The sequence below is a fragment of the Roseateles sp. genome (genome assembly GCF_036404855.1).
Lineage (GTDB): Bacteria > Pseudomonadota > Gammaproteobacteria > Burkholderiales > Burkholderiaceae_C > Pelomonas.
Genome location: NZ_DASWYS010000199.1, coordinates 1 through 20,486 on the forward strand (window position 1 = coordinate 1; position 20,486 = coordinate 20,486).

19 protein-coding genes are annotated in these 20,486 nt (G+C 71.0%); 14 read left to right on the top strand and 5 right to left on the bottom strand.

Going from position 1 to position 20,486, the window contains the following annotated elements:
• From VGF12_RS13185 to VGF12_RS13195, 3 genes are all read left to right on the top strand, one after another.
• The coding region (locus tag VGF12_RS13185; RefSeq protein ID WP_331176491.1) for an ABC transporter permease at window positions 1-780 on the top strand (780 nt) is incomplete at its 5' end.
• Entirely contained in the window at window positions 780-2,003 is a 1,224-nt protein-coding gene (locus VGF12_RS13190; protein ID WP_331176492.1) for an ABC transporter permease, read from the top strand. The genes VGF12_RS13185 and VGF12_RS13190, both read left to right, overlap by 1 nt.
• 43 nt (window positions 2,004-2,046) lie before the next feature.
• Window positions 2,047-2,946 carry a cytochrome c gene (locus VGF12_RS13195; RefSeq protein WP_331176493.1) on the top strand — a complete coding sequence of 300 codons (900 nt, stop codon included), beginning with the start codon at window positions 2,047-2,049 and terminating at the stop codon, window positions 2,944-2,946.
• A gap of 3 nt (window positions 2,947-2,949) precedes the next feature.
• Here VGF12_RS13195 and VGF12_RS13200 read toward each other — a convergent pair whose 3' ends face one another.
• Genes VGF12_RS13200 through VGF12_RS13210 form a run of 3 tightly spaced genes read right to left on the bottom strand, consistent with a single transcriptional unit; the run spans window position 2,950 to window position 4,773 of the window.
• Entirely contained in the window at window positions 2,950-3,774 is an 825-nt protein-coding gene (locus tag VGF12_RS13200; RefSeq protein WP_331176494.1) for a DUF6279 family lipoprotein, read from the bottom strand.
• A 43-nt stretch (window positions 3,775-3,817) separates the two neighbouring features.
• Window positions 3,818-4,288: a BON domain-containing protein gene (locus tag VGF12_RS13205; protein WP_331176495.1), complete on the bottom strand. Its 471-nt coding sequence runs from the start codon at window positions 4,286-4,288 to the stop codon at window positions 3,818-3,820.
• Complete coding sequence (locus tag VGF12_RS13210; RefSeq protein WP_331176496.1) at window positions 4,285-4,773, bottom strand: DUF6265 family protein; 489 nt, start codon at window positions 4,771-4,773, stop codon at window positions 4,285-4,287. Before VGF12_RS13210 ends, VGF12_RS13205 begins: the two co-directional genes overlap by 4 nt.
• Before the next feature lie 137 nt (window positions 4,774-4,910).
• Between VGF12_RS13210 and VGF12_RS13215 the strand changes: the two genes are divergently transcribed.
• From VGF12_RS13215 to glcF, 7 genes are read left to right on the top strand one after another with little or no spacing between them, the layout of a single operon-like run.
• A complete protein-coding gene (locus VGF12_RS13215; RefSeq protein ID WP_331176497.1) occupies window positions 4,911-8,195 on the top strand; it encodes a hypothetical protein in 3,285 nt (1,094 codons plus the stop codon).
• A gap of 55 nt (window positions 8,196-8,250) precedes the next feature.
• Window positions 8,251-8,736, top strand: a complete 486-nt coding sequence (locus tag VGF12_RS13220; protein WP_331176498.1) for a retropepsin-like aspartic protease — start codon at window positions 8,251-8,253, stop codon at window positions 8,734-8,736.
• Complete coding sequence (locus tag VGF12_RS13225) at window positions 8,733-9,647, top strand: TraB/GumN family protein (protein ID WP_331176499.1); 915 nt, start codon at window positions 8,733-8,735, stop codon at window positions 9,645-9,647. The genes VGF12_RS13220 and VGF12_RS13225 overlap by 4 nt, the downstream gene beginning before the upstream one ends.
• Before the next feature lie 25 nt (window positions 9,648-9,672).
• Window positions 9,673-10,392: a PhaM family polyhydroxyalkanoate granule multifunctional regulatory protein gene (locus VGF12_RS13230; protein WP_331176500.1), complete on the top strand. Its 720-nt coding sequence runs from the start codon at window positions 9,673-9,675 to the stop codon at window positions 10,390-10,392.
• Window positions 10,389-11,867, top strand: a complete 1,479-nt coding sequence (locus VGF12_RS13235; RefSeq protein ID WP_331176501.1) for an FAD-linked oxidase C-terminal domain-containing protein — start codon at window positions 10,389-10,391, stop codon at window positions 11,865-11,867. Before VGF12_RS13230 ends, VGF12_RS13235 begins: the two co-directional genes overlap by 4 nt.
• On the top strand, window positions 11,864-12,943 hold the full coding sequence (glcE, locus tag VGF12_RS13240; RefSeq protein WP_331176502.1) for a glycolate oxidase subunit GlcE: 1,080 nt from the start codon (window positions 11,864-11,866) through the stop codon (window positions 12,941-12,943). Before VGF12_RS13235 ends, glcE begins: the two co-directional genes overlap by 4 nt.
• Window positions 12,944-14,188 carry a glycolate oxidase subunit GlcF gene (glcF, locus tag VGF12_RS13245; protein ID WP_331176503.1) on the top strand — a complete coding sequence of 415 codons (1,245 nt, stop codon included), beginning with the start codon at window positions 12,944-12,946 and terminating at the stop codon, window positions 14,186-14,188.
• A gap of 147 nt (window positions 14,189-14,335) precedes the next feature.
• Here the strand turns inward: glcF and VGF12_RS13250 are convergent, their stop codons facing one another.
• Entirely contained in the window at window positions 14,336-15,877 is a 1,542-nt protein-coding gene (locus VGF12_RS13250; protein ID WP_331176504.1) for a methyl-accepting chemotaxis protein, read from the bottom strand.
• 144 nt (window positions 15,878-16,021) lie between these two features.
• Window positions 16,022-17,203, bottom strand: coding sequence for a methionine adenosyltransferase (gene metK / locus VGF12_RS13255; protein WP_331176505.1), 1,182 nt, complete (start codon window positions 17,201-17,203; stop codon window positions 16,022-16,024).
• Between the two features lie 129 nt (window positions 17,204-17,332).
• Between metK and VGF12_RS13260 the strand changes: the two genes are divergently transcribed.
• The 4 genes from VGF12_RS13260 to VGF12_RS13275 all read left to right on the top strand — a co-directional run.
• Window positions 17,333-18,199, top strand: a complete 867-nt coding sequence (locus tag VGF12_RS13260) for a lysophospholipid acyltransferase family protein (protein WP_331176506.1) — start codon at window positions 17,333-17,335, stop codon at window positions 18,197-18,199.
• Window positions 18,200-18,263: 64 nt separating this feature from the next.
• Complete coding sequence (gene dapF, locus VGF12_RS13265; RefSeq protein ID WP_331176507.1) at window positions 18,264-19,112, top strand: diaminopimelate epimerase; 849 nt, start codon at window positions 18,264-18,266, stop codon at window positions 19,110-19,112.
• Window positions 19,109-19,822, top strand: a complete 714-nt coding sequence (locus VGF12_RS13270; protein ID WP_331176508.1) for a DUF484 family protein — start codon at window positions 19,109-19,111, stop codon at window positions 19,820-19,822. Before dapF ends, VGF12_RS13270 begins: the two co-directional genes overlap by 4 nt.
• Window positions 19,819-20,486, top strand: a 668-nt coding sequence (locus tag VGF12_RS13275) for a site-specific integrase (protein ID WP_331176509.1), incomplete at its 3' end; no start/stop codon positions are given. The genes VGF12_RS13270 and VGF12_RS13275, both read left to right, overlap by 4 nt.

Sequence of the window (20,486 nt, forward strand, 5' to 3'; positions counted from 1 at the left end):
CGGGGCCAGCCGCTGCGCATCGTCGGCGTGCTCAAGCCCTGGAAGGTGCAGCCGCATTTCTGGGACCTGACGCTGGGCAGCTACACCGAGACCGAGGATTTCTATCTGCCGTTCTCGACGGCGATGGCGCTCAAGATGGGCCACTGGGGCAACATGAACTGCTGGGGCCGGGGCGCCAACGGCGGCAGCTCGCTGGACCTGAACGCGAGCTGCTCCTGGATCCAGTACTGGGTCGAGTTCGCCAAGCCCGAGGAGGCCACCGCCTACCGCGACTATCTCGTCGCCTACTCCGAGGCGCAGCGGAAGGCGGGTCGCTTCGAGCGCCCGACCAATGTGCGCCTGCGCAACGTGATGGACTGGCTGGGCGCGCAGAAGGTGCTGCCCGCCGACGTGCGGCTGCAGACCTGGCTGGCCTTCGGCTTCCTGGCCGTCTGCGTCGTCAACATGGTGGGCCTGCTGCTGGCCAAGACGCTGCGCCGCAGCGGGGAGATCGGCGTGCGCCGCGCGCTGGGCGCCACGCGCGGCGACATCTTCAAGCAGTTCGTCGTCGAGGCTGGCCTGCTGGGCATGGCCGGCGCACTGCTGGGCCTGCTGTTCGCCCAGGGCGGGTTGTGGCTGGTGCGCCAGAGCCCCAACGACTACGCACGTCTGGCCGAGCTGGATGCCTCCATGCTGGCCCTGACGCTGGGCCTGGCCCTGCTCGCCAGCCTGCTGGCCGGCCTGCTGCCCGCCTGGCGCGCCGCCCTCGTGACCCCTGCCGTTCAGCTCAAGGTGCAGTGATGAAAGACCTGATGCCCATCCTGTCCACGCTGCGTCGCCACAAGATCGCCGCGGGCCTCATCGTGCTGGAGGTGGCGCTGTCCTGCGCCATCGTCACCAATGCGCTGCACCTGATCCAGACCCGCCTCGACGCCCTCAATACCGACAGCGGGCTGGTGGAGTCCGAGTTGGCCGTGCTGAACCTGCGCGCCAGCAAGCCACAGCCGCCCGAACGCACCGCGGGCATCGTGGCCGAGGACGTCGCGCGGCTGCGCGCCCTGCCCGGCGTCAAGGCAGCCACGGTGGCCAACCAGATCGTCTACGGCAACAACAGCAACAACAGCGGGGTGTCGCTGGAGCCGGACAACAAGGGCCTGCGCATCGTCGCGGCGCAGTACGCGGCAGACGAGCAGATGATCCCGACCTTCGGCCTCAAGCTGGTGGAGGGCCGCAACTTCAGGGCCGACGAGATCCTCGACAACTTCCAGGTCTTCAGCGTCTCCGAGCCCAAGATCGGCCAGCTCATCATCAACAAGGTGATGGCCGATCGGCTGTTCCCCGGCCAGTCGGCGGTGGGCAAGACGGTCTATGTCTTCGGCAGCTCGCCGTCGACGGTCATCGGCGTCGTCGACACGCTGACCCACACCCAGCTGCACCGTGCGCGCGGCGGCGACGGAGGCGGCGGCGCGATGATCCTGCCGCTGCGCGGTGGCGGCTCCTACGTGATCCGCACCGACCCGGGCCGGCTGGATGCGCAGATCAAGGCCGCCACCACCGTGCTGGAGGAGGGCGGTCGGGGCCGCGTCGTGACCCAGGGCCGGCCGCTGGCCAGCATGCGCGATGCCTTCTATGCCCAGGACCGTGCGATGGCCTGGTTGATGGGCGGCGTCAGCGTGGCGCTGCTGCTCGTCACAGCCATGGGCATCGTGGGCCTGGCCAGCTTCTGGGTGCAGCAGCGCACCCGCATGATCGGGACGCGTCGCGCACTGGGCGCCACCGAGGGCCAGATCCTGCGCTACTTCCAGCTCGAGAATCTGTTGCTGACGACGACCGGCATCGTCATCGGCCTGGGCGGCGCCTGGGCCTTGAGCCAGTTGCTGATGCAGAGCTACGAGCTGCCGCGCCTGCCCTGGATCTACCTGCCCGCCGGCGCGCTGGTGGTGTGGACGCTGGGCCAGCTTGCCGTCTGGGTGCCCGCACGGCGGGCCGCGCGTTTGTCCGCAGTGGCGGCCCTGCGGGCCTGAGCCATAGTCCCGGCGCGGCCTGGCGTCGCGCCAAGGAGGGGGAATGGTCAAGCTTCTCAAGTGGCTGGGCATCGTCATCGGCCTGCTGCTGGCCGTCGTCGCCGCCTTTGCCGCCACGGGCTGGGTGCAGGCGGACCGGAAGATGGCGCGGCGCGTGGAGGTCAGCGTCGCGGCCCCGGCCCTGCCCACCGAGGGGGCGGCCCTCGAACGTGGCCGCTATCTTTTCAACTCGCGCGGCTGTGCCGAATGCCATGGCGTCGACGGCGGCGGTCGCAAGGTCATCGACAGTGGCGGCCTGCTGGTCATCGCCCCCCACATCAGCGCCGGACCGGGCTCCGCGACGGCGGCCTACCGGGTCGAGGACTGGGTGCGCGCCATCCGCCACGGCCTCAAGGCCGATGGCCGGCCGCTGATGATCATGCCCAGCGAGGACTACAACCGCCTCACCGACGCCGACCTCGGCGCGCTGATCGCGCATGTGAAGCAGTTGCCCCCGGTCAGCGGCGAGACCGCCGTGCTGCGGCTTCCGCCGCCGGTGCGCGTGCTGTACGGGCTGGGCCTGATCCAGGACGCTGCCGCCAAGATCGACCACAGCCTGCCGCCGCCAGCACCCGTGCCGGAAGGCCCCACGGCGGCGCATGGTCGCTACGTCGCGCAAATGTGCGTGGGCTGCCATGGCGAGGGCTATGGCGGCGGCAAGATCCCGGGTGGCCCGCCCGATTGGCCTGCCGCGGCCAACCTGACGCCCGGGCGGGGCAGCGCGATGGGGGGCTATGCCGGCGCGGACACCTTCATCGCGATGATGAGGAGCGGCAAGCGTCCCGATGGCTCGGCGATCGCGGTGATGCCGTTCGCATCGCTGTCCCAGCTGAACGACGTCGACCTGCGCGGGCTGCACGCCTTCTTGCAGACGCTGCCGGCGCGCGACGCCGGCAGCCGCTGAAGCCTAGTTCGCCTGCAGCCTGTGGAGCTCGGCCGACCAGTCGGCCCAGTGCTTGCGCACCTGCTGCAGTTGCCGCGCGTCCAGGCCGTTGAGCAACTGCAGCAGGCTGGCCGTGATCTGGTCGCGGTAGAGCTGCTCCCCGGGCAGCGTCTGGACGTTGCGCATGAACACCGCCGTGCCGCCGGCCAGGTCCTGGCGCGACCAGGCGCGCAGCCCCTCCAGCGTGCGGGCCTGCCGCGTGGCGCGCCCCTGGGCCATGGCGGCGAGGTCGAAGTGCCAGCCTTCGGCGTCGGCCCGGGCCTGGCGGCGCGTGGAGCGATCCAGGTCGCCGAGCCAGCGCTCCAGGTTGGTGATGTAGCGCTTGGCCCGCTCGGCCGCGCCGCCGCGGCCGCCGACCTTGGCCTGCCATTCGGCGTTCTTCTCGTCCATGGTCTTCTGCAGATGCTGCCACTGCGCCGGCCTGAGCTCGGCCAGCAGCGGGGCGGCCAGCGGGGCGGCATGCTGCAGGCAGCGCTCCAGGCTGGCCTGCGCGCCGCGCTCCAGCGCCGCCAGCTCGTCGGGGGTCACGCCCCCGTCCAGCGCCGCCTGCCCCTGGCGCAGCAGGGCCAGCCACTGCGGCAGTTCCTCGCGGCGGTGCCAGGCCTGCCAGGCCTGCAGCGCATCCTTCAGCCGGCCGCGCTGGGCGCTGTCCAGGTCCAGGTAGTGGTCCACCCAGAGACCCGCCAGCAGCGGCATCTGGTTGTAGGCCAGCGACAGGCTGGAGCAGCCGACAAGGCCGAGCATCAGGCTCAGCGAGAGCAGGGTGGCGAGTCGTTTCAGCAGACGCATGGGCTCATCGTGACAGGGTGGGCCGGTGCCGTGGCGCCTGGGGTCATGGCATGCGCCGGTAGGGCAGGGTGCCTCCCGGGCCGACCCGCACCAGGGCCAGGGCTTGCAGGACGTCCGGCAAGCCGCGTGCCTGGGCCTCCAGGTCCGCCGCCTGCCCGGCCCGGTCGACGCAGCCCTCCAAGTAGACGACGCGGCCCTGCACCGTGAACCACAGGCTGCTGGGATGCAGGGCCGGTGCGCCGCGCAGGGCCTCCTGGAGTGCTGCCGCGATCCTGGCGTCGAAACGGTAGGCATTGGGTTCGCTGCACTGGCCGCTGAGCCAGCAACTAGTGCCGCGCTCGGCGCGATGGTGGGCCTGCACCCGGGCCTCGGCCGCGTCGACGCGCGGGCCGCGCGGTTCCGGACAGTCGGCGATGTCCTCCGACACGGCCACGAACGGATCGTTGAACCGGTTCAGCACCTGCTCGTCGTCGGCAACGCCGGCAAGTAGCAGGGCGACGAGCAGTGCCTTCACGGGCAGGCGCTGCGCTGCATCGGGAAATCGAGGCCGCGTTCCATGCCGTGGCGGCTGCCCTCGATGCGCGCCACCAGCCGATCGGCCGCTTCGCGGCGGTACCGCACGCGCTGCGGGAAATCGTGCGCCAGGTTCTCGAACACGGCTTCCGCCTCGCTGTGGCGCAGCAGCGGCAACGCCGTCGGCGGGCGGCCCTGGGGCTGGGCGACGAAGCTGAGCCGGCCCTCGGCGTCGGCGCGGATCTGCAGGAACTCGAACTCGACGACACGGCCGTGCTTCAGCGTGCGGGCCATGCCCAGCATCATGCCGCCGGCCGGGGCCATCCACTGCTCGACCGAACCGGGCTCGCGCCCCTGCGCGCTCCAGCAGCCGGCCAGCCAGGCGACGGGTGTGAACACGTCGGCCTGGACCTGGGTCTGGACCTGGTCCTGGGCCTGGGAGAGCAGGCACCCGGCCGACAGCGCCAGCGCGATGAAGGGTTTCATGCCGGCGATTCTGGGCCGACGGGCGGGTCGGTGCAAACGTCATGCCGCGCCCGCGCGCGGCTCCACAACTTTGGGGATCGGTGTCCTCGTCCCCGGCGGGCCGCTGCCTACACTGGCCGCGGCACAGGGAGGTCCGCATGGACATCGACGGCGTGTTGCGGGAGGAGAGTCGCTACCTCGGGCGCGCCGCGCCACAGGTCGGACAGCAGGAGCCGCTGACTGCGCTCTGTCTGTCGGGCGGCGGCATCCGCAGCGCGACCTTCTGCCTGGGCGTGCTGCAGGGGCTGGCCCGGCGCGGTGGACTGCGGCGCTTCCACTACCTGTCGACGGTGTCGGGCGGTGGCTATATCGGGAGCTGGCTGTCGGCCTGGATCGCCCGGGCCGGGCTGGCCCGGGTCGAGCGGGAGCTGGCTGGTGGGCACAGCCAAGAGCCGGATCCGGTCCGCCGGCTGCGCGCCTACACGAACTACCTCAGTCCGGTGTGGGGCCTGTCGCTGGACATGCTGTCGCTGGTGTCGATCTTCCTGCGCAACCTGTTGCTGCACTGGATCGTGCTGGTGCCCCTGCTGACGGCCTTGCTGATGGCGCCGCGGCTGCAACTGGCCCTGGTGTCGATGGGCGGCCACGCCGACGCCGCGCGGATCTGCCTGGCGGTCGCCGTGGCGCTGCTGGTGCTGGCAATCTCCTACATCGCGAGCGATCTGCCGGCCACGCCGGTGGCCGCGCCGGCCGCCGCGCCGCGCCCGATGTGGATCCAGCGCGACCAGTTCATCCTGTGCTGCTTCCTGCCGCTGCTGGGCTGCGCGGTGCTGCTGAGCTGGACCCTGGCCTGGGACCGGTCCCTGCTGAGCGCCCATGGTGGGTACGTCGTCGGTGCCGGCGCGCTGATCCATGGCGCCAGCGTCTTCCTCGGAGGGCAGTGGCGGCCGGGGCGTGGCATGCGGCCTCGCCGGTTGTCGCCGTCGCGGCAGGCGCTGGCGGGCTCGGCCATCGTCGCCAGCGGCGCGCTGGGTGGCGCGGCCCTGTACGGCCTGGCCAGGTTCCTGCCCGACCTCGGCGGGCCGGCCGCCGCGCCGCTGGAAGCCCGCGTGCTCCATGCCAGCCTCGTCGTGCCGGCGTTGCTGGTGACGTTCTGGGTGGGCGTGACGGCCTATGCCGGGCTGACGCGCGGCTTCACGGGCGAGGAGGACCGCGAGTGGTGGGCGCGTGCGGCGGCGTGGTGGCTGGGGGTGGGCGTGGCCTGGGTGCTCGCCTGCCTGCTGGTGCTGGAACTGCCGCGCGCGCTGCTGGGGCTGGCCGACCTGCAGCGACCCGCCGGCGCGAAGGCCGCAAGCCTCGGGACGGCGCTGCTCGGCGCGCTGACGGCGGCGGCCGGCTTCTGGAGCAAGAGCGGGCCGGGGCTGGAGAAGAAGGTCAAGAGCCTGGCCGACAAGCTGGGATCCCGGGCGCTCGAAGCCGCCGCCCTGGCCTTCAGCCTGATGCTGGCGCTGGCGCTCGCCTATGCGGCGTCCTGCACGCTGCGCCATGCGGACGGCGCCCTGCGCGACGAGGTGGCCCGCCGGCTCGCGGACGCGCAGACGCTTCAGCGGGTCTGGGTCAGGCCCGAGCCCAAGCCAGGGGCGCCGGCGGACCCGGATTGGGGGCGACCGGAGCATGCCCCACTGGCTGTGAAGGCGCTGGTCTCCTACGAGGCCGTGCTGGACGAGGCGCGCTACCGTGAGGTGCTGGCCTGCGGACTGGCGCTGCTCGCGTTCGCCGTCCTGGGCTCGCGCGCCTTTGGCTCCAACACCTTCTCGCTGCACAGCCTGTACGCGAACCGGCTCGTGCGCGCCTACCTCGGCGCATCGCGCAACCCGCGCAACCCCCATCACTTCACCGGCTTCGATGCTGACGACAACCTCAGGCTGGGACGCCTGCTCCGCCGGTACCGGCCCGACCGTCGGCTGTTCCACATCGTCAACACGGCACTGAACCTGACCCGGCCCGCCGGTGACCGGCTCGAATGGCAGGAGCGCAAGGCCGCCTCGTTCACGATGAGTCCGCTGCACTGCGGCAGTGCCGCGCTGCGCGGCGGGCCGGGGAGCCCACCCCAGGGATTCGTGCGCACCGGGCGCTACGGGGCGCCCGGCGGCGGCCTGTCGCTCGGCCGGGCCCTGGGCATCTCCGGCGCGGCGGCCTCGCCCAACATGGGCTATCACAGCTCCCCCTTCGTGGCCTTCGTGATGACGGTCTTCAATGTCAGGCTGGGCTGGTGGAGCCCCAACCCGCTGCGCGCGTTCAAGAGGGAATGGCGCAACCCCGAGCCCGCCAACGCCTTCCAGGCGCTGTGGAGCGAGGTGAGCGGAGCCTCGGACGCCGCTGGATCGTTCGTCTACCTGTCCGATGGCGGGCATTTCGAGAACCTCGGCCTGTACGAGATGATCCGGCGGCGCTGCGAGCGCATCGTCGTCGTCGACGCCACCTGCGATCCCAGGTTCGAGTCCGGCGACCTGCAGGACGCGATCAACAAGGCGCGGGTCGACTTCGGCGTCGACATCGAGTTCACCACCCGGCTGCCGGGCAAGCCCGGCGGCGGTCACCATGCGATGGCGACCATCCGCTACCCGGACGGGCCGGGCGGCCCGGCCCTGCAGGGCGAGCTGTTCTACATCAAGCCGGTCCTGAGCGGCGACGAGCCGCTGGACGTGCTGGCCTTTGCGCGCAGCCATGCATCGCCCAAGAGCCCCTTCCCGCACCAGAGCACGGCCGAGCAGTTCTTCGACCAGTCGCAGTTCGAGGCCTACCGGGTGCTGGGCCTGCATTCGGTGCTGGCCGCCCTGCCCGGGGAGGACGACTGGCCCGACCTGCAGCACCTGTCCGCCGCGGGCGCCGTGCCGCCCGGCGGTGGGGGCGAGCCCCCGGACGAGGGCGAGCCCGAGAAGCCGTCGCCGCCGCGGTCGTCGGCCTGGCTCTGGACCGGCGCGGCAGGCCTTGGCGGCGCGCTGGCGATCACGGGCAGCGTGGCGTTGAAGCCCGGCAGCCAGGTCGAACTCAAGCCTGGCGGGCAGGTCGACCTCAGCCCCTATGCCCAGGTCCGGCTCGTCGACCCCGGCCCCGGCGGCCTGCCGTCGTCCTCGACCCTCGGCACCGTCAACGAGCTCAAGCAGCAGATCGACCAGCTCAGCCAGCAGCTCAGCAGCCAGACCTCCGTGCTGGTGACCCGGGACGGGCCCGCCGTCGACCTGCGCAGGCTGGAGGGCAGCGCGGCGAGCGCGGCGCAGTCGCTGCAGGACATGCAGGCCAACCTCGACGCGCTGCGGACCCAGCTCCACGAGGACATGGAGGCGCGCCGCGCCGCGGCCGAGCGCCTCAACGGCGCCGTCTGGCGGATGCAGCGTGACCTCGAGGCCGGTCAGACCACCACCAAACCGGCGCCGCGCTGAGGTCGGTCGAGGTCGGTCGGCGCCGGCCGTCGCCAGCTTGTGGCATCGTCGCGCCGTGGCGCACAAAGAACTTCCCCACAGCTTCAAGCTGCTCACCATCTGGCTGCTCGTGACCCTGGTGCTCTTTCTCGGCTTCAAGGCCTGGGAGCGCGAGCGCGAGTCCAGCCGCTTCAAGCTGGCCGGCGAGGTCATCGTGTTGACGCGCGCGGACGACGGCCATTTCCACTGGCCAGGTCGGGTGGGCGACATCGAGGTGGATTTCCTCGTGGACACCGGCGCCACGGCGACGGCGCTGCCGCAGCGCCTGGCCGAGCGCGCCGGCCTGACGCCGCTGGGCACCGTGCGCACGCAGACGGCCGCCGGTGCCGCGCGCGGCTTCATCGCGCGCGCCGACATTGCGCTGGAAGGCGGCGTGCGCGCCGACAAGCTCACGGTGACCGTGCTGCCCGACCTCGCCGCGCCGCTGCTCGGCATGGACGTGCTGGGCCGCCTGCACTTTTCTCAGAAGCCTGGCGAACTCCGCATCGAGCCCAAAGAATGATCCGACCCCTGCTGCTCTCCCTCGCGCTGCTGGCAGGCGGCGCCCACGCGGCCTGCCCGCCGGTGCCCCAGGCGCCCACCACCGACCAGGCCACGCGCTGGGCCGCCCAGGCGCCGGACCGCGGCCTGTTGTGGCGCATCAGCCGCGACGGCCGCAGCAGCTACCTGTATGGCAGCCTGCACCTCGGCAAGGCCGACTGGGCCTACCCCGGCCCCGCGCTGCGCGCTGCCTGGGACGCGACCGAGGTGCTGGCCGTGGAGCTGGACCCGGCCGATGTCGGTCCCGTGCTCGCGGCCATGGGCCAGGCCGAGCCGCTGAAGCCGGCACTGGCCCGCCGCGTCGATGCCCAGGCCAAGGCCGTCTGCCTGCCCGAAGGCCTGCTGGGGGCGCTGCCCACCATGCTGCAGCTCTCCACGCTGATGCTGATGGAGGCGCGGCGCGATGGCTTCGATGTGGCCTTCGGCCAGGACCTGATGCTGCTGGCGCGCGCCAAGGCCGAAGGCCGGCCGGTGCAATCGCTGGAGACGGTGCAGGAACAGATGGCGGCGTTGGAACCCACGGCGGGCGAGCTGGGCACGGTCGTGGAGGGCACGCTCAAGCAGCTGCAGCGCGGGCAGGTGCGCGCGCCCATGCGCAAGCTGGCCGACGCCTGGTCGCGCGGCGACCTGAAGACGCTGGCCGACTACCCGCGCTGGTGCGCCTGTGCCGACACCGCGGCCGAGCGTGCCTGGCTCAAGCGCATCAACGACGACCGCAACGTGCTGCTGGCGGGACGCATTGCCGCACTGCACGGCGCCGGCCAGCGCCTGCTGGTGGCCGTCGGCGCACTGCACATGAGCGGGCCGCAGGCCCTGCCGCGGTTGCTGGCCGCCGAGGGCTTCAGCGTCGAAGCCGTGTGGCCGAGCAAGTAGGATGCCCCTTCACAGGAGACAAGCCATGACCGACAACAGCTTCACCAAGTTCGTGCCCGGTTTCGAGTTCCTGCAGAGCCTCGTCAAGAACGCCGGCTCGGCGCTGCCGGGCATCGGCCAGTGGGTGGCGCCCACGCTCAACCCCGAGGAGCTGGCCAAGCGCATCGAGGAGCTGCGCACCGTGCAGTTCTGGCTGGAGCAGAACGCGCGCATGCTGGGCGCCACCATCCAGGCGCTGGAGGTGCAGCGCATGACGCTGTCCACGCTGAAATCCATGAACGTGCCGCTGGCCGACCTGCACGACAGCATGAAGCTGCCCGAGACGCCGGCGTGGCCCACCGTGCCGCCCGAGATCGTGGCCGCTGCGGCACCCGCCGCCAAGACGGCCGTGAAGACGGCGGCCAAGGTCACCGCCAAGGCCGCCAAGAGCGCGGGCGCGGCCGCCAAGGCGGCGCCGGCCGGCGTCGTCGATCCGACGCAGTGGTGGACGGCGCTGAGCCAGCAGTTCACCCAGCTCGCCACGACGGCCATGAAGGACACCGCCACCGACGCGGCCAAGAACCTGGCCGGCAACCTCGTCAAGCAGAGCTTCGATGCCGCCAGCGACACACTGCGTCGCGCGGCCAGCGTGCCCGGCACGGTGGTGGGCAGCGTCGCCAAGGGCCTGGCGACCGGGGCCGCCAAGCCGGCGGCCAAGGCCGCCACCGCCCGCAAGCGCAGCACCACGACCCGACGCAAGCCTTGAACGCCCCCATCGACCTCGCTGCCCGCCGCGCCGCCCTCGTCGCCGCGCTGGCCCCGTTGCTGCCGCCGCACGCATTGCTGCACCAGGCCGAACAGACCACGCCCTACGAGTGCGATGGCCTGACGGCTTACCGCCAGCGTCCGCTGGCCGTGGCCTTGCCCGAGACTGAAGCCCAGGTCAGCGCCGTGCTGAAAGCCTGCCATCGTCTGGGCGTGCCCGTGGTGGCCCGCGGCGCCGGCACGGGGCTCTCCGGCGGCGCGATGCCGCACGAGGTGGGCCTGACACTGGCCCTGGCCAAGTTCAACCAGATCGTCCAGATCGATCCGCTGGCGCGCACGGCCCGCGTGCAGTGCGGCGTGCGCAACCTCGCGATTTCCGAGGCCGCCGCGCCGCACGGGCTGTACTACGCACCCGACCCCAGCAGCCAGATCGCCTGCACCATCGGCGGCAACATCGCCGAGAACTCGGGCGGCGTGCACTGTCTGAAGTACGGGCTGACGCTGCACAACGTGCTGCGCGTGCGCGGCTTCACGGTGGAGGGCGAGGCCATCGAGTTCGGCAGCGAGGCGCTGGACGCGCCGGGGCTGGACCTGCTGGCACTGGTGGTCGGCAGCGAAGGCATGCTGGCCGTCGTCACCGAGGTCACCGTCAAGCTGGTGCCCAGGCCGCAGCTGGCGCGCTGCATCATGGCCAGCTTCGACGACGTGCGAAAGGCCGGCGACGCGGTGGCGTCCATCATCGCCGCCGGCATCATCCCGGCGGGGCTGGAGATGATGGACAAGCCGATGACGGCCGCCGTGGAGGACTTCGTCCATGCCGGGTACGACCTCGACGCCGAGGCCATCCTGCTGTGCGAGAGCGACGGCACGCCGGAGGAAGTGGCCGAGGAGGTCGCCAAGATGGAGGCGGTGCTGCAGGCCAGCGGTGCGACGCGCTGCCAGGTCAGTGCCGACGAGGCCCAGCGTCTGAAGTTCTGGAGCGGCCGCAAGAACGCCTTCCCGGCGTCCGGCCGCATCAGCCCCGACTACATGTGCATGGACTCCACCATCCCGCGCAAGCACCTGGCCACCATCCTGCTCGACATCCAGCAGATGGAGAAGAAGTACGGCCTGCGCTGCGCCAACGTCTTCCATGCCGGTGACGGCAACCTGCATCCGTTGATCCTGTTCGATGCCAACGACCCCGACCAGCTGCACCGCTGCGAGCAGTTCGGCGCCGAGATCCTGGAGCGCAGCGTCGCACTGGGCGGCACCGTGACGGGCGAGCATGGCGTCGGCGTCGAGAAGCTCAACTCCATGTGCGTGCAGTTCAGCGCCGAGGAGCTGGCGCAGATGCTGGCGCTGAAGGGGGCCTTCGACCCGGCCGGCACCTTGAACCCCGGCAAGCAGGTCCCGACGCTGAACCGCTGCGCCGAATACGGTCGCATGCACGTGAAGCGTGGGCTGCTGGCCTTTCCCGAGCTGGAGCGGTTTTGAGATTCGACGATCTGCAGGAGCGCCTGCGCGAAGCGGGACGGGCTCGCACGCCGCTGTGCATCACCGGCCATGGCAGCAAGGATTTCTACGGCGAGGCGCCGCGGGGCGAGGCGCTGTCGACGCTGGCGTTGAATGGCATCACGGCCTATGAGCCCAGCGAGCTCTTCGTCAGCGCGCTGGCTGGCACGCCGCTGGCCGACGTGGAGGCGGAGCTCGCACGGCATCACCAGCGCTTCGCGTTCGAACCGCCGCGTTTTGGCGGTCGGGGCACGGTGGGCGGCATGGTCGCGGCCGGCTTGTCCGGCCCCAGCCGCGCGGCGCTGGGCTCGGTGCGCGACCACCTGCTGGGCGCCGTCCTCATCAACGGCAACGGCGAGCTGCTGAACTTTGGCGGCACGGTGATGAAGAACGTGGCCGGCTTCGACGTCAGCCGTGCGCTGGCCGGCTCGCTCGGGCAACTGGGCCTGATCACCGAGGTCACGCTTAAGGTGCTGCCCTTGCCGGCCGCCACGCTGACGCTGCGCTTCGACATGGACCAGGCCGAGGCGTTGATGGCGCTCAACCGCTGGGGAGGGCAGCCGCTGCCCATCGAGGCGAGCGCCTGGTGGGATGGCGCACTGGTGCTGCGCCTGGCCGGCGCGCAGGCCGCGGTGCAGGCCGCCTGCACGCGGCTCGGCGGCGATGACATCCCGGCCGACCTGGCCGCGCCCTTCTGGACCGGCCTGCGCGACCAATCCGACGAGTTCTTCGTCGGCGCCGAACGCGCAGTGGCCGGCGGCGCGCGGCTGTGGCGGCTGAGCCTGCCCTGCACGGCACCCGAGCTGAAGTTGCATGGCGAGCAGCTCATCGAATGGGGCGGCGCGCAGCGCTGGGTCGTCACGCCGCTGGAGCCCGCCGCTGTGCGCGAGGCCGCGGCCGGCGCCGGCGGGCATGCCACGCTGTTCCGCGCGCTGGACAAGCGCTGCGGCACCTTCGCGCCGCTCTCCGTGCCACTGGTTGCCATCCACCAGCGCCTGAAGGCGGCCTTTGATCCGCACGGCATCCTCAATCCCGGTCGCCTCTACCCCCAGCTCTGAATGCAGACGACGCTTGCTCCCGAATTCGCCGGCACCCGAGAGGGCGCCGAGGCCGAGGCCATCCTGCGGCGCTGCGTGCACTGCGGCTTCTGCACGGCCACCTGCCCGACCTACCAGTTGCTGGGCGACGAACTGGATGGCCCACGCGGGCGCATCTACCTGATCAAGCAGGTGATGGAAGGGGCCACGCCCACGCGCGAGACGCAGCTGCACCTGGACCGCTGCCTGACCTGCCGCAACTGCGAGACGACCTGTCCGTCGGGCGTCGAGTACGGCCGCCTCGTCGACATCGGCAGGCGCGTCGTCGATGCCAAGGTGGCGCGCCCGGGCGGTGAGCGACGCGTGCGCTGGCTGCTGAAGGAAGGGCTGACCTCGCCGCTGTTCAAGCCGGCGATGAAGCTCGGCCAGATGTTCCGTCCGCTGGTGCCGGCCTCGCTGAAGGACAAGGTGCCGGCGAGGCCCCCCGCGACGGCGCATGACTGGCCGACGCGCCAGCTCAATCGCAAGGTCGCGTTGCTGCTTGGCTGCGTGCAGCCGGCGATGCTGCCCAACATCAACAGCGCGACTGCGCGCGTGCTGGATGCGGCCGGCATCCAGACCGTCGTGGCCGACGGCGCCGGCTGCTGCGGCGCGATCCGCGAGCACCTGGGCGACCACGAGGCCGCGCTCGATGAGATGCGGCGCAACATCGACGCCTGGTGGCCGCTGGTTTCGGGGCGTGGCGAGCGCGTCGAGGCGCTGGTGATGAATGCGTCGGGCTGCGGCGCGATGGTCAAGGACTATGCCCACGCCCTGGCCCACGATCCCGCCTATGCCGACAAGGCCCGGCGCATCAGCGAGATGACCCGGGATCTGAGCGAGCTGCTGCCCGACCTGGTGCCGCAGCTCAAGGCCAGGCTCAAGGCCAAGCCGGGTTCGCTGGCCTATCACCCACCGTGCACGCTCCAGCACGGGCAGAAACTCAAGGGCGGTGTCGAGACTGCGTTTCGCGAGCTGGGTTTCCAGATCGCCTGTGCGCCAACCGACAGCCACCTGTGCTGCGGTTCGGCGGGCACGTACTCGGTGCTGCAGCCCGAGCTGTCGCACCAACTGCGCGATCGCAAGCTCGCCGCGCTGGCGCCGCTGCAGGCCGCTCAGATCGTGTCGGCCAACATCGGCTGCATTCAGCACCTGCAGAGTGGCACCACCCAGCCCGTGCGGCATTGGGTGGAAGTGCTGGACGATGCATTGAGAGGCCTGGGCTAGGGACGCTGGCCTCAGCGCCGGACGGGTTTCGGCGCACGGGCCGCGACGGCGAGCATGTGGCCGGCAGGCCGGCAGGCCTGCTGGCCGTCGTGTTGCGGCTCGATGGCCATGCCGTGCGCACCCGCCACGCCGCCAGGCGCGGCCGGGTCAGGTCCTGAAGGTCGAAACCAGCCGCACCAGCTCGTCGGCCTGCTGGCGCAGGCTCTCGGCGGCCGCCGCGCTCTCTTCCACCAGCGCCGCGTTCTGCTGCGTGGCCTGGTCCATCTGCGTGATGGCCTCGCCGACCTGGGCGACACCCGCGCTCTGCTCGCGGCTGGCCGCGCTGATCTCGCGCACGATGCCGGCCACGCGACCGATGGCGGAGACGACCTGCTCCATGGTCTCCCCGGCGCGGTTGACAAGGCCGGCGCCTTCCTCGATGCGCTCCACGCTGTCGCCGATGAGGCCCTTGATCTCGCGTGCGGCCTCCGCGCTGCGTTGCGCCAGCATGCGCACCTCGCTGGCCACGACCGCGAAGCCGCGTCCCTGCTCGCCCGCGCGGGCCGCCTCCACGGCGGCGTTCAGCGCGAGGATGTTGGTCTGGAAGGCGATCGCGTCGATGGTCCCGATGATGTCGCCGATCTTGCGCGAACTCTCCTCGATCCCACGCATGCGCTCGACGGCCTGGCCCACCACGGCACCGCCCTGCTGGGCGATGCGGCTGGCGTCCTGGGCCAGCTGGTCGGCCTGCTCGGCGTTGTCGGCGTTCTGACGCACGGTGGCGGAGAGCTCCTCCATCGACGCGGCCGTTTCTTCCAGCGCGCTGGCCTGGGCTTCGGTGCGGGCCGACAGGTCGTTGTTGCCGGTCGCGATCTCGGAGCTGGCGGTGGCCACGCCGTCGGCGTTCTGCCGCACCGAGCCGACCAGGCCGCGCAACGCCTGCTGCATGCCCGCCAGCGCCTGCGTGAGCTGGGCTGTCTCGTCCCGGCCGTGGGCACGGATCTCGCGCGACAGGTCGCCGCGGCCGACTTCCTCGGCCTCCTGGATCGCAGTGTGCAGCGGGCCGACGACCGAACGCGTGATCAGCCAGGCCGCGACGATGCCCAGGCCCACGCAGGCCAGGGCCAGGCCCAGCATCAGCAGCTGGGTGCGGTGGGACTCGGCCATGATCTGACTCGTCTCGTTGCGCACGCGCTCGCCCTGGAAGTCGGCGATGCTGCTGATCGTGCCGACATAGGTCTCGGCCGCCGGGCGCATCTGGGTCTCCAGCGTTCGCAGCGCGGCCTCGGCCTCGCCGGCCTTGAGTTGCGCGAAGACCTGGTTGCGGATGTCGATGTAGGTCTTGCGGGCCGTGGCGATTTCGGCGAGCAGGGCCTTGCCGCGCTCGCTGTCGATGAGCTTGGTCAGGCCTTCCTGCAGCTCGTTGATCCGGGCGCTGGTGGTCTTGATCTGCGGCGCGAAGAAATCGGCCACGGGCCCGCTGCCGCCGGCGCGCGCGACCGCGTCGGTGCGGGTCACGTTGAGCTGGGTCTGGGTGCGCCAGTCCTGGGCCATGTCCTGGCGGTGCTGCAGGGCCATCAGCAGCTCGATGCGGGGGCCGACGTTGCCGATCTGCCGGTAGCTCAGGCCCACCGCGATCGCGAGCAGCAGCAGCACGACGCCAAACCCCAGCATCAACCGGGTCCCGATACGCAAGGACTGAATCTCCATCACCACCTCCATGAATGCCTGACAACGGGGTGCGACGTTTGGGCGCACCCTCTGGGTGCATTGACTCTACATGTCGGTGCGCAGGTTCAACACAAAGAAAAACACCGCCCGGAGGGCGGTGTCGGATGGGAGTAAGGCGCCGGCTTAGAGCCCGGCGGCAGCGCGCAGCGCTGCTGCCTTGTCCGTCTTCTCCCAGGTGAACTCGGGCTCTTCGCGGCCGAAGTGGCCGTAGGCCGCCGTCTTGGCGTAGATCGGACGCAGCAGGTCCAGCATCTGGATGATGCCCTTGGGACGCAGATCGAAGTGCTCGTTGACGAGTTTGGCGATCTGCTCGTCAGGGATGACCCCGGTGCCTTCCGTGTAAACCGTCACGTTCATCGGGCGGGCCACGCCGATGGCGTAGGCGACCTGGATCTGGCACTGGCGGGCCAGGCCGGCGGCGACGATGTTCTTGGCCACGTAGCGGGCAGCGTAGGCGGCCGAGCGGTCCACCTTGGAAGGGTCCTTGCCCGAGAAGGCGCCGCCGCCATGCGGGCAGGCGCCGCCGTAGGTGTCGACGATGATCTTGCGGCCGGTCAGGCCGCAGTCGCCCTGGGGGCCGCCAATGACGAAGCGGCCCGTCGGGTTGATCAGGTACTTGGTGTCGGCGTTGATCCACTCCTTGGGCAGGACGGGCTTGATCAGCTCTTCGCGGATGGCCTCGTAGAACTCGTCCGTCATGCGGTCGCCCAGGGAGTACTCGGGCGCGTGCTGGGTGGAGAGCACCACGGTGTCGATGCTGTGGGGCTTGCCGTCCACGTAGCGCATCGTGACCTGGCTCTTGGCGTCAGGGCGCAGGAAGGGAAGGCGACCATCCTTGCGCAGCTGTGCCTGGCGCTCCACGAGGCGGTGGGCGTAGTAGATCGGCGCGGGCATCAGCTCGGGCGTCTCGTCGCAGGCGTAGCCGAACATCAGGCCCTGGTCGCCAGCGCCGGTGTTCAGGTGATCGTCGGAGGCGTGGTCCACGCCTTGCGCGATGTCGTTGGACTGCTTGTCGTAGGCGACGAGCACCGCGCAGCCCTTGTAGTCGATGCCGTAGTCGGTGTTGTCGTAGCCGATGCGCTTGATGGTGTCGCGCGCGACCTGGATGTAGTCGACGTGGGCGTTGGTCGTGATCTCGCCGGCCAGCACCACGAGGCCCGTGTTGCACAGCGTCTCGGCCGCCACGCGGCTGCGCGGGTCCTGCTCGAAAATCGCGTCCAGGATGGCATCCGAGATCTGGTCGGCCACCTTGTCGGGGTGACCTTCCGAGACCGACTCGGACGTGAAGAGGAAGTCGTTCGCCACTTTTAAACTCCGGTTGCTATGTTGACGGCGTCGCCGTTGCTCCAGGAGGGGCGGCGAACGCTTTAGCGGGATTTATGAATCGCCCCGCAAGTAGTTCAATAACTCGGCGATGCGCCAATTATAAGAAACATGGGCCTGGTATTTCGTCTGTTGTCGCGGCTGCCGCTGGCGCTATTGCACGCTTTGGGGGCGGTGCTGGGCTGGATCGTCTACATCGCCTCGGGCGTCTACCGGCGCCGTTTCAAGGCCAACGTGGCCCAGGCGGGGGTGGCCTGGCCCGAGGCGCGCCCGGCCATCGCGGCGGCGGGGCGCATGGCGGCGGAGTTGCCCTGGCTGTGGGTTGGCACCCGCGGCAAGCCGCTGGGCACAAAGCTGCGCTGGGACGGCGGCGAGCGGATCGCGGCGGCCCTGCAGGAGAAGCGTGGCCTGGTCATGCTGACGCCCCACATGGGCTGTTTCGAGATCTGTGCCCAGGCGATCGCCGAACGCTTCACGACGCCTGAGGCGCCCATCACTGTGCTCTATCGGCCGGCGCGCCAGGCCTCGCTGCGCGACGTGATGGCGGGGTCGCGCGAGCGCCCCGGCCTGGCGACGGCGCCAGCCTCGCTGGCGGGCGTGCGCCAGATGATCCGCGCGCTGCGCCGGGGCGAGGTCATCGGCCTGCTGCCCGACCAGGTGCCTCCCGACGGCCTGGGCGTCTGGGCGCCCTTCTTTGGGCGACCCGCCTACACGATGACGCTGGCGGCCCGCCTGGTGCAGCAGACCGGTGCCGCCCTGCTGCTGATCTGGGGCGAGCGGCTGCCGCGGGGCGAGGGTTTTGTCGTGCATGTCCTGCCGGCGCCCGAGATCGCGCGGGACGCATCGGCCGAGGACGCGGCTGCGGCGGTCAATGCCGCGATGGAGAGCGTGATCCGGCGCGCGCCGGGGCAGTACCTGTGGGGCTACCACCGCTACAAGCAGCCGCGTGGCCTGGACATCGGCGCCGCGCCGCAGTGATGCGCCCGCCCGACCCCGCAGGATTTAGGGCGGGGACCCGGGCTCCCACCGGATAATCGGGGCCATGAGAGTGCGGTTTACCAAGATGCATGGTGCAGGCAACGACTTCGTCGTCATCGACGCGACGAAGCAGCCGTTCGCGCTGACGCCCGAGCAGATGCGCAAGCTCGGTGACCGGCGCTTCGGCGTGGGCTGTGATCAGATTCTGGTGATCGAGCCCAGCACGGATGCCGGGGCCGACTTCCGCTACCGCATCTTCAACAACACCGGCAGCGAGGTGGAGCACTGCGGCAACGGCTCGCGCTGCTTCGTGCGCTACGTCGTCGATGCCGGCCTGACGAACAAGCGCGAGATCGTGGTCGACACGATGAACCGCCGCCTGCGGCTGACGCTGCAGGACGACGGTCGCGTCACGGTGGACATGGGCGCCCCCGTGTTCGATCACGCCGCGCTGCCATTCGACGCCAGCGGCCTGCGGCCGCGGCTGGAGAACGGCTTCGAGCTGTGGTCCCTGGAGGATCTCCCGGGCGTGGAGCTGGCCGTCGTCTCCATGGGCAATCCGCATGCGGTGCAGCGGGTGGCCGATGTCGAGACCGCGCCGGTACTCACGCAGGGCCCGTTGATCGAGCACCATGTGCGTTTCCCCCGGCGCGTGAACGCCGGCTTCATGCAGGTCCTTGCGCGCGACCGCATTGCGCTGCGCGTGTTCGAGCGCGACGCCGGCGAGACGCTGGCCTGCGGCACGGGGGCCTGTGCGGCCGTCGTCGCGGGCATCCGCGCCGGCTGGCTGGATGCCGCGGTCGAGGTGCAGACGCGCGGCGGTCTGCTGCGTATCGAATGGGCCGGCGGGCAGGGGCCTGTGCTGATGACCGGTCCGGCCACCCAAGTTTTTGACGGAGAGATCACGCTGTGAGTTCCAACCCGGCCGCCGACGCGGTGCAAGGCATCACCGAAACCGACATCGCCAACTACCTGGCGGCGACGCCCGGCTTCTTCGAGCGTCACGCGGCGCTGCTGGCCACGGTGCAGCTGCAGCATCCGCACGGCGCTCGCGCGGTGTCGCTGCAGGAGCGCCAGGCCGAGATGCTGCGCGACAAGATCAAGGGCCTCGAGCTGCGCATCATCGACATGATCCGCAACGGGCAGGACAACGTGACGCTGTCCGATCGCCTGCACCGCTGGACGGTGGCCGTCATGCGCGCCGCCGGCACGCCGTCCGGGCTGCCCGAGGTGCTGCTGAGCGAGCTGCGTCACCAGTTCCTCATCCCGCAGGCCGGCCTGCGCCTGTGGGGCGTGGCGCCCGCGCACGAGGCGTCGGAGTTCGCCGCCTCGGTCAGTGCTGACGTGAAGAGCTTCGCGTCCAGCCTGAGCCAGCCCTACTGCGGTGTGAACTCGGGCTTCGAGGCCGCACGCTGGCTGGGCCTGTCCGAAAGCGGGGGCACGGCGACTTCCCTGGCGCTGATCCCGCTGCACCAGCCGGGTGCCAACGAAGGCAAGCCCTTCGGCCTGCTGGTGCTGGGCTCGCCCGACCCGACCCGCTACACGGCGGAGATGGGCACGGACTTCCTGACCCGCGTCGGCGAGATCGCCAGCGCGAGCCTGGCGGGACTGCTCGCCGCATGACGGAGCTGGCGCGGGACTACCAGGACTTCCTGCAGCACGCCCGCGTGCAGCAGCGCCTGAGTCCGCGCACGCTGAGCCTGTACACCGACGGCCTGGCGCGCCTGCAGGCCATGCTGGCGGAAGGGGCCATCGAGGCTCGCTCCCTGAGCATCGCGCAGGCACGCCGCCTGGCTGCCCTGCTGCACCGCGAGGGCCTGGCGCCCAAGTCCATCGCGCTGCTGTTGTCGGTCTGGCGCAGTGCCTACCGCTGGCTGGGCCAGCAGGGGCGTGTCGCGCTCAACCCGTTCGACGGCCTGCGCGCGCCGAAAGGCCCCAAGCCCCTGCCCAAGGCCTTGGGCGTCGATGACGCCGTGCAGCTGGCCAGCCATGTTCCCGACGAGATCGCCGATTCCCGGCTGGAGGCGCGCGACCGCGCCATGGTGGAGCTGCTGTACGGCGCCGGCCTGCGTGCGGCGGAGCTGATCGGACTGGACGTCCAGGCCAGCGCCAGCGCGGCCGGCTGGGTGGACCTGCAGGCCGGCGACGTCCACGTGCTGGGCAAGGGCGGCAAGCGCCGCAGCACGCCGCTGGGCCACGCCGCAGCCGCGGCGCTGCGGGACTGGCTGGCCGTGCGTGGCCAACTGGCCGCGGCGGGAGAACCGGCCCTGTTCGTCGGCGTGCGCGG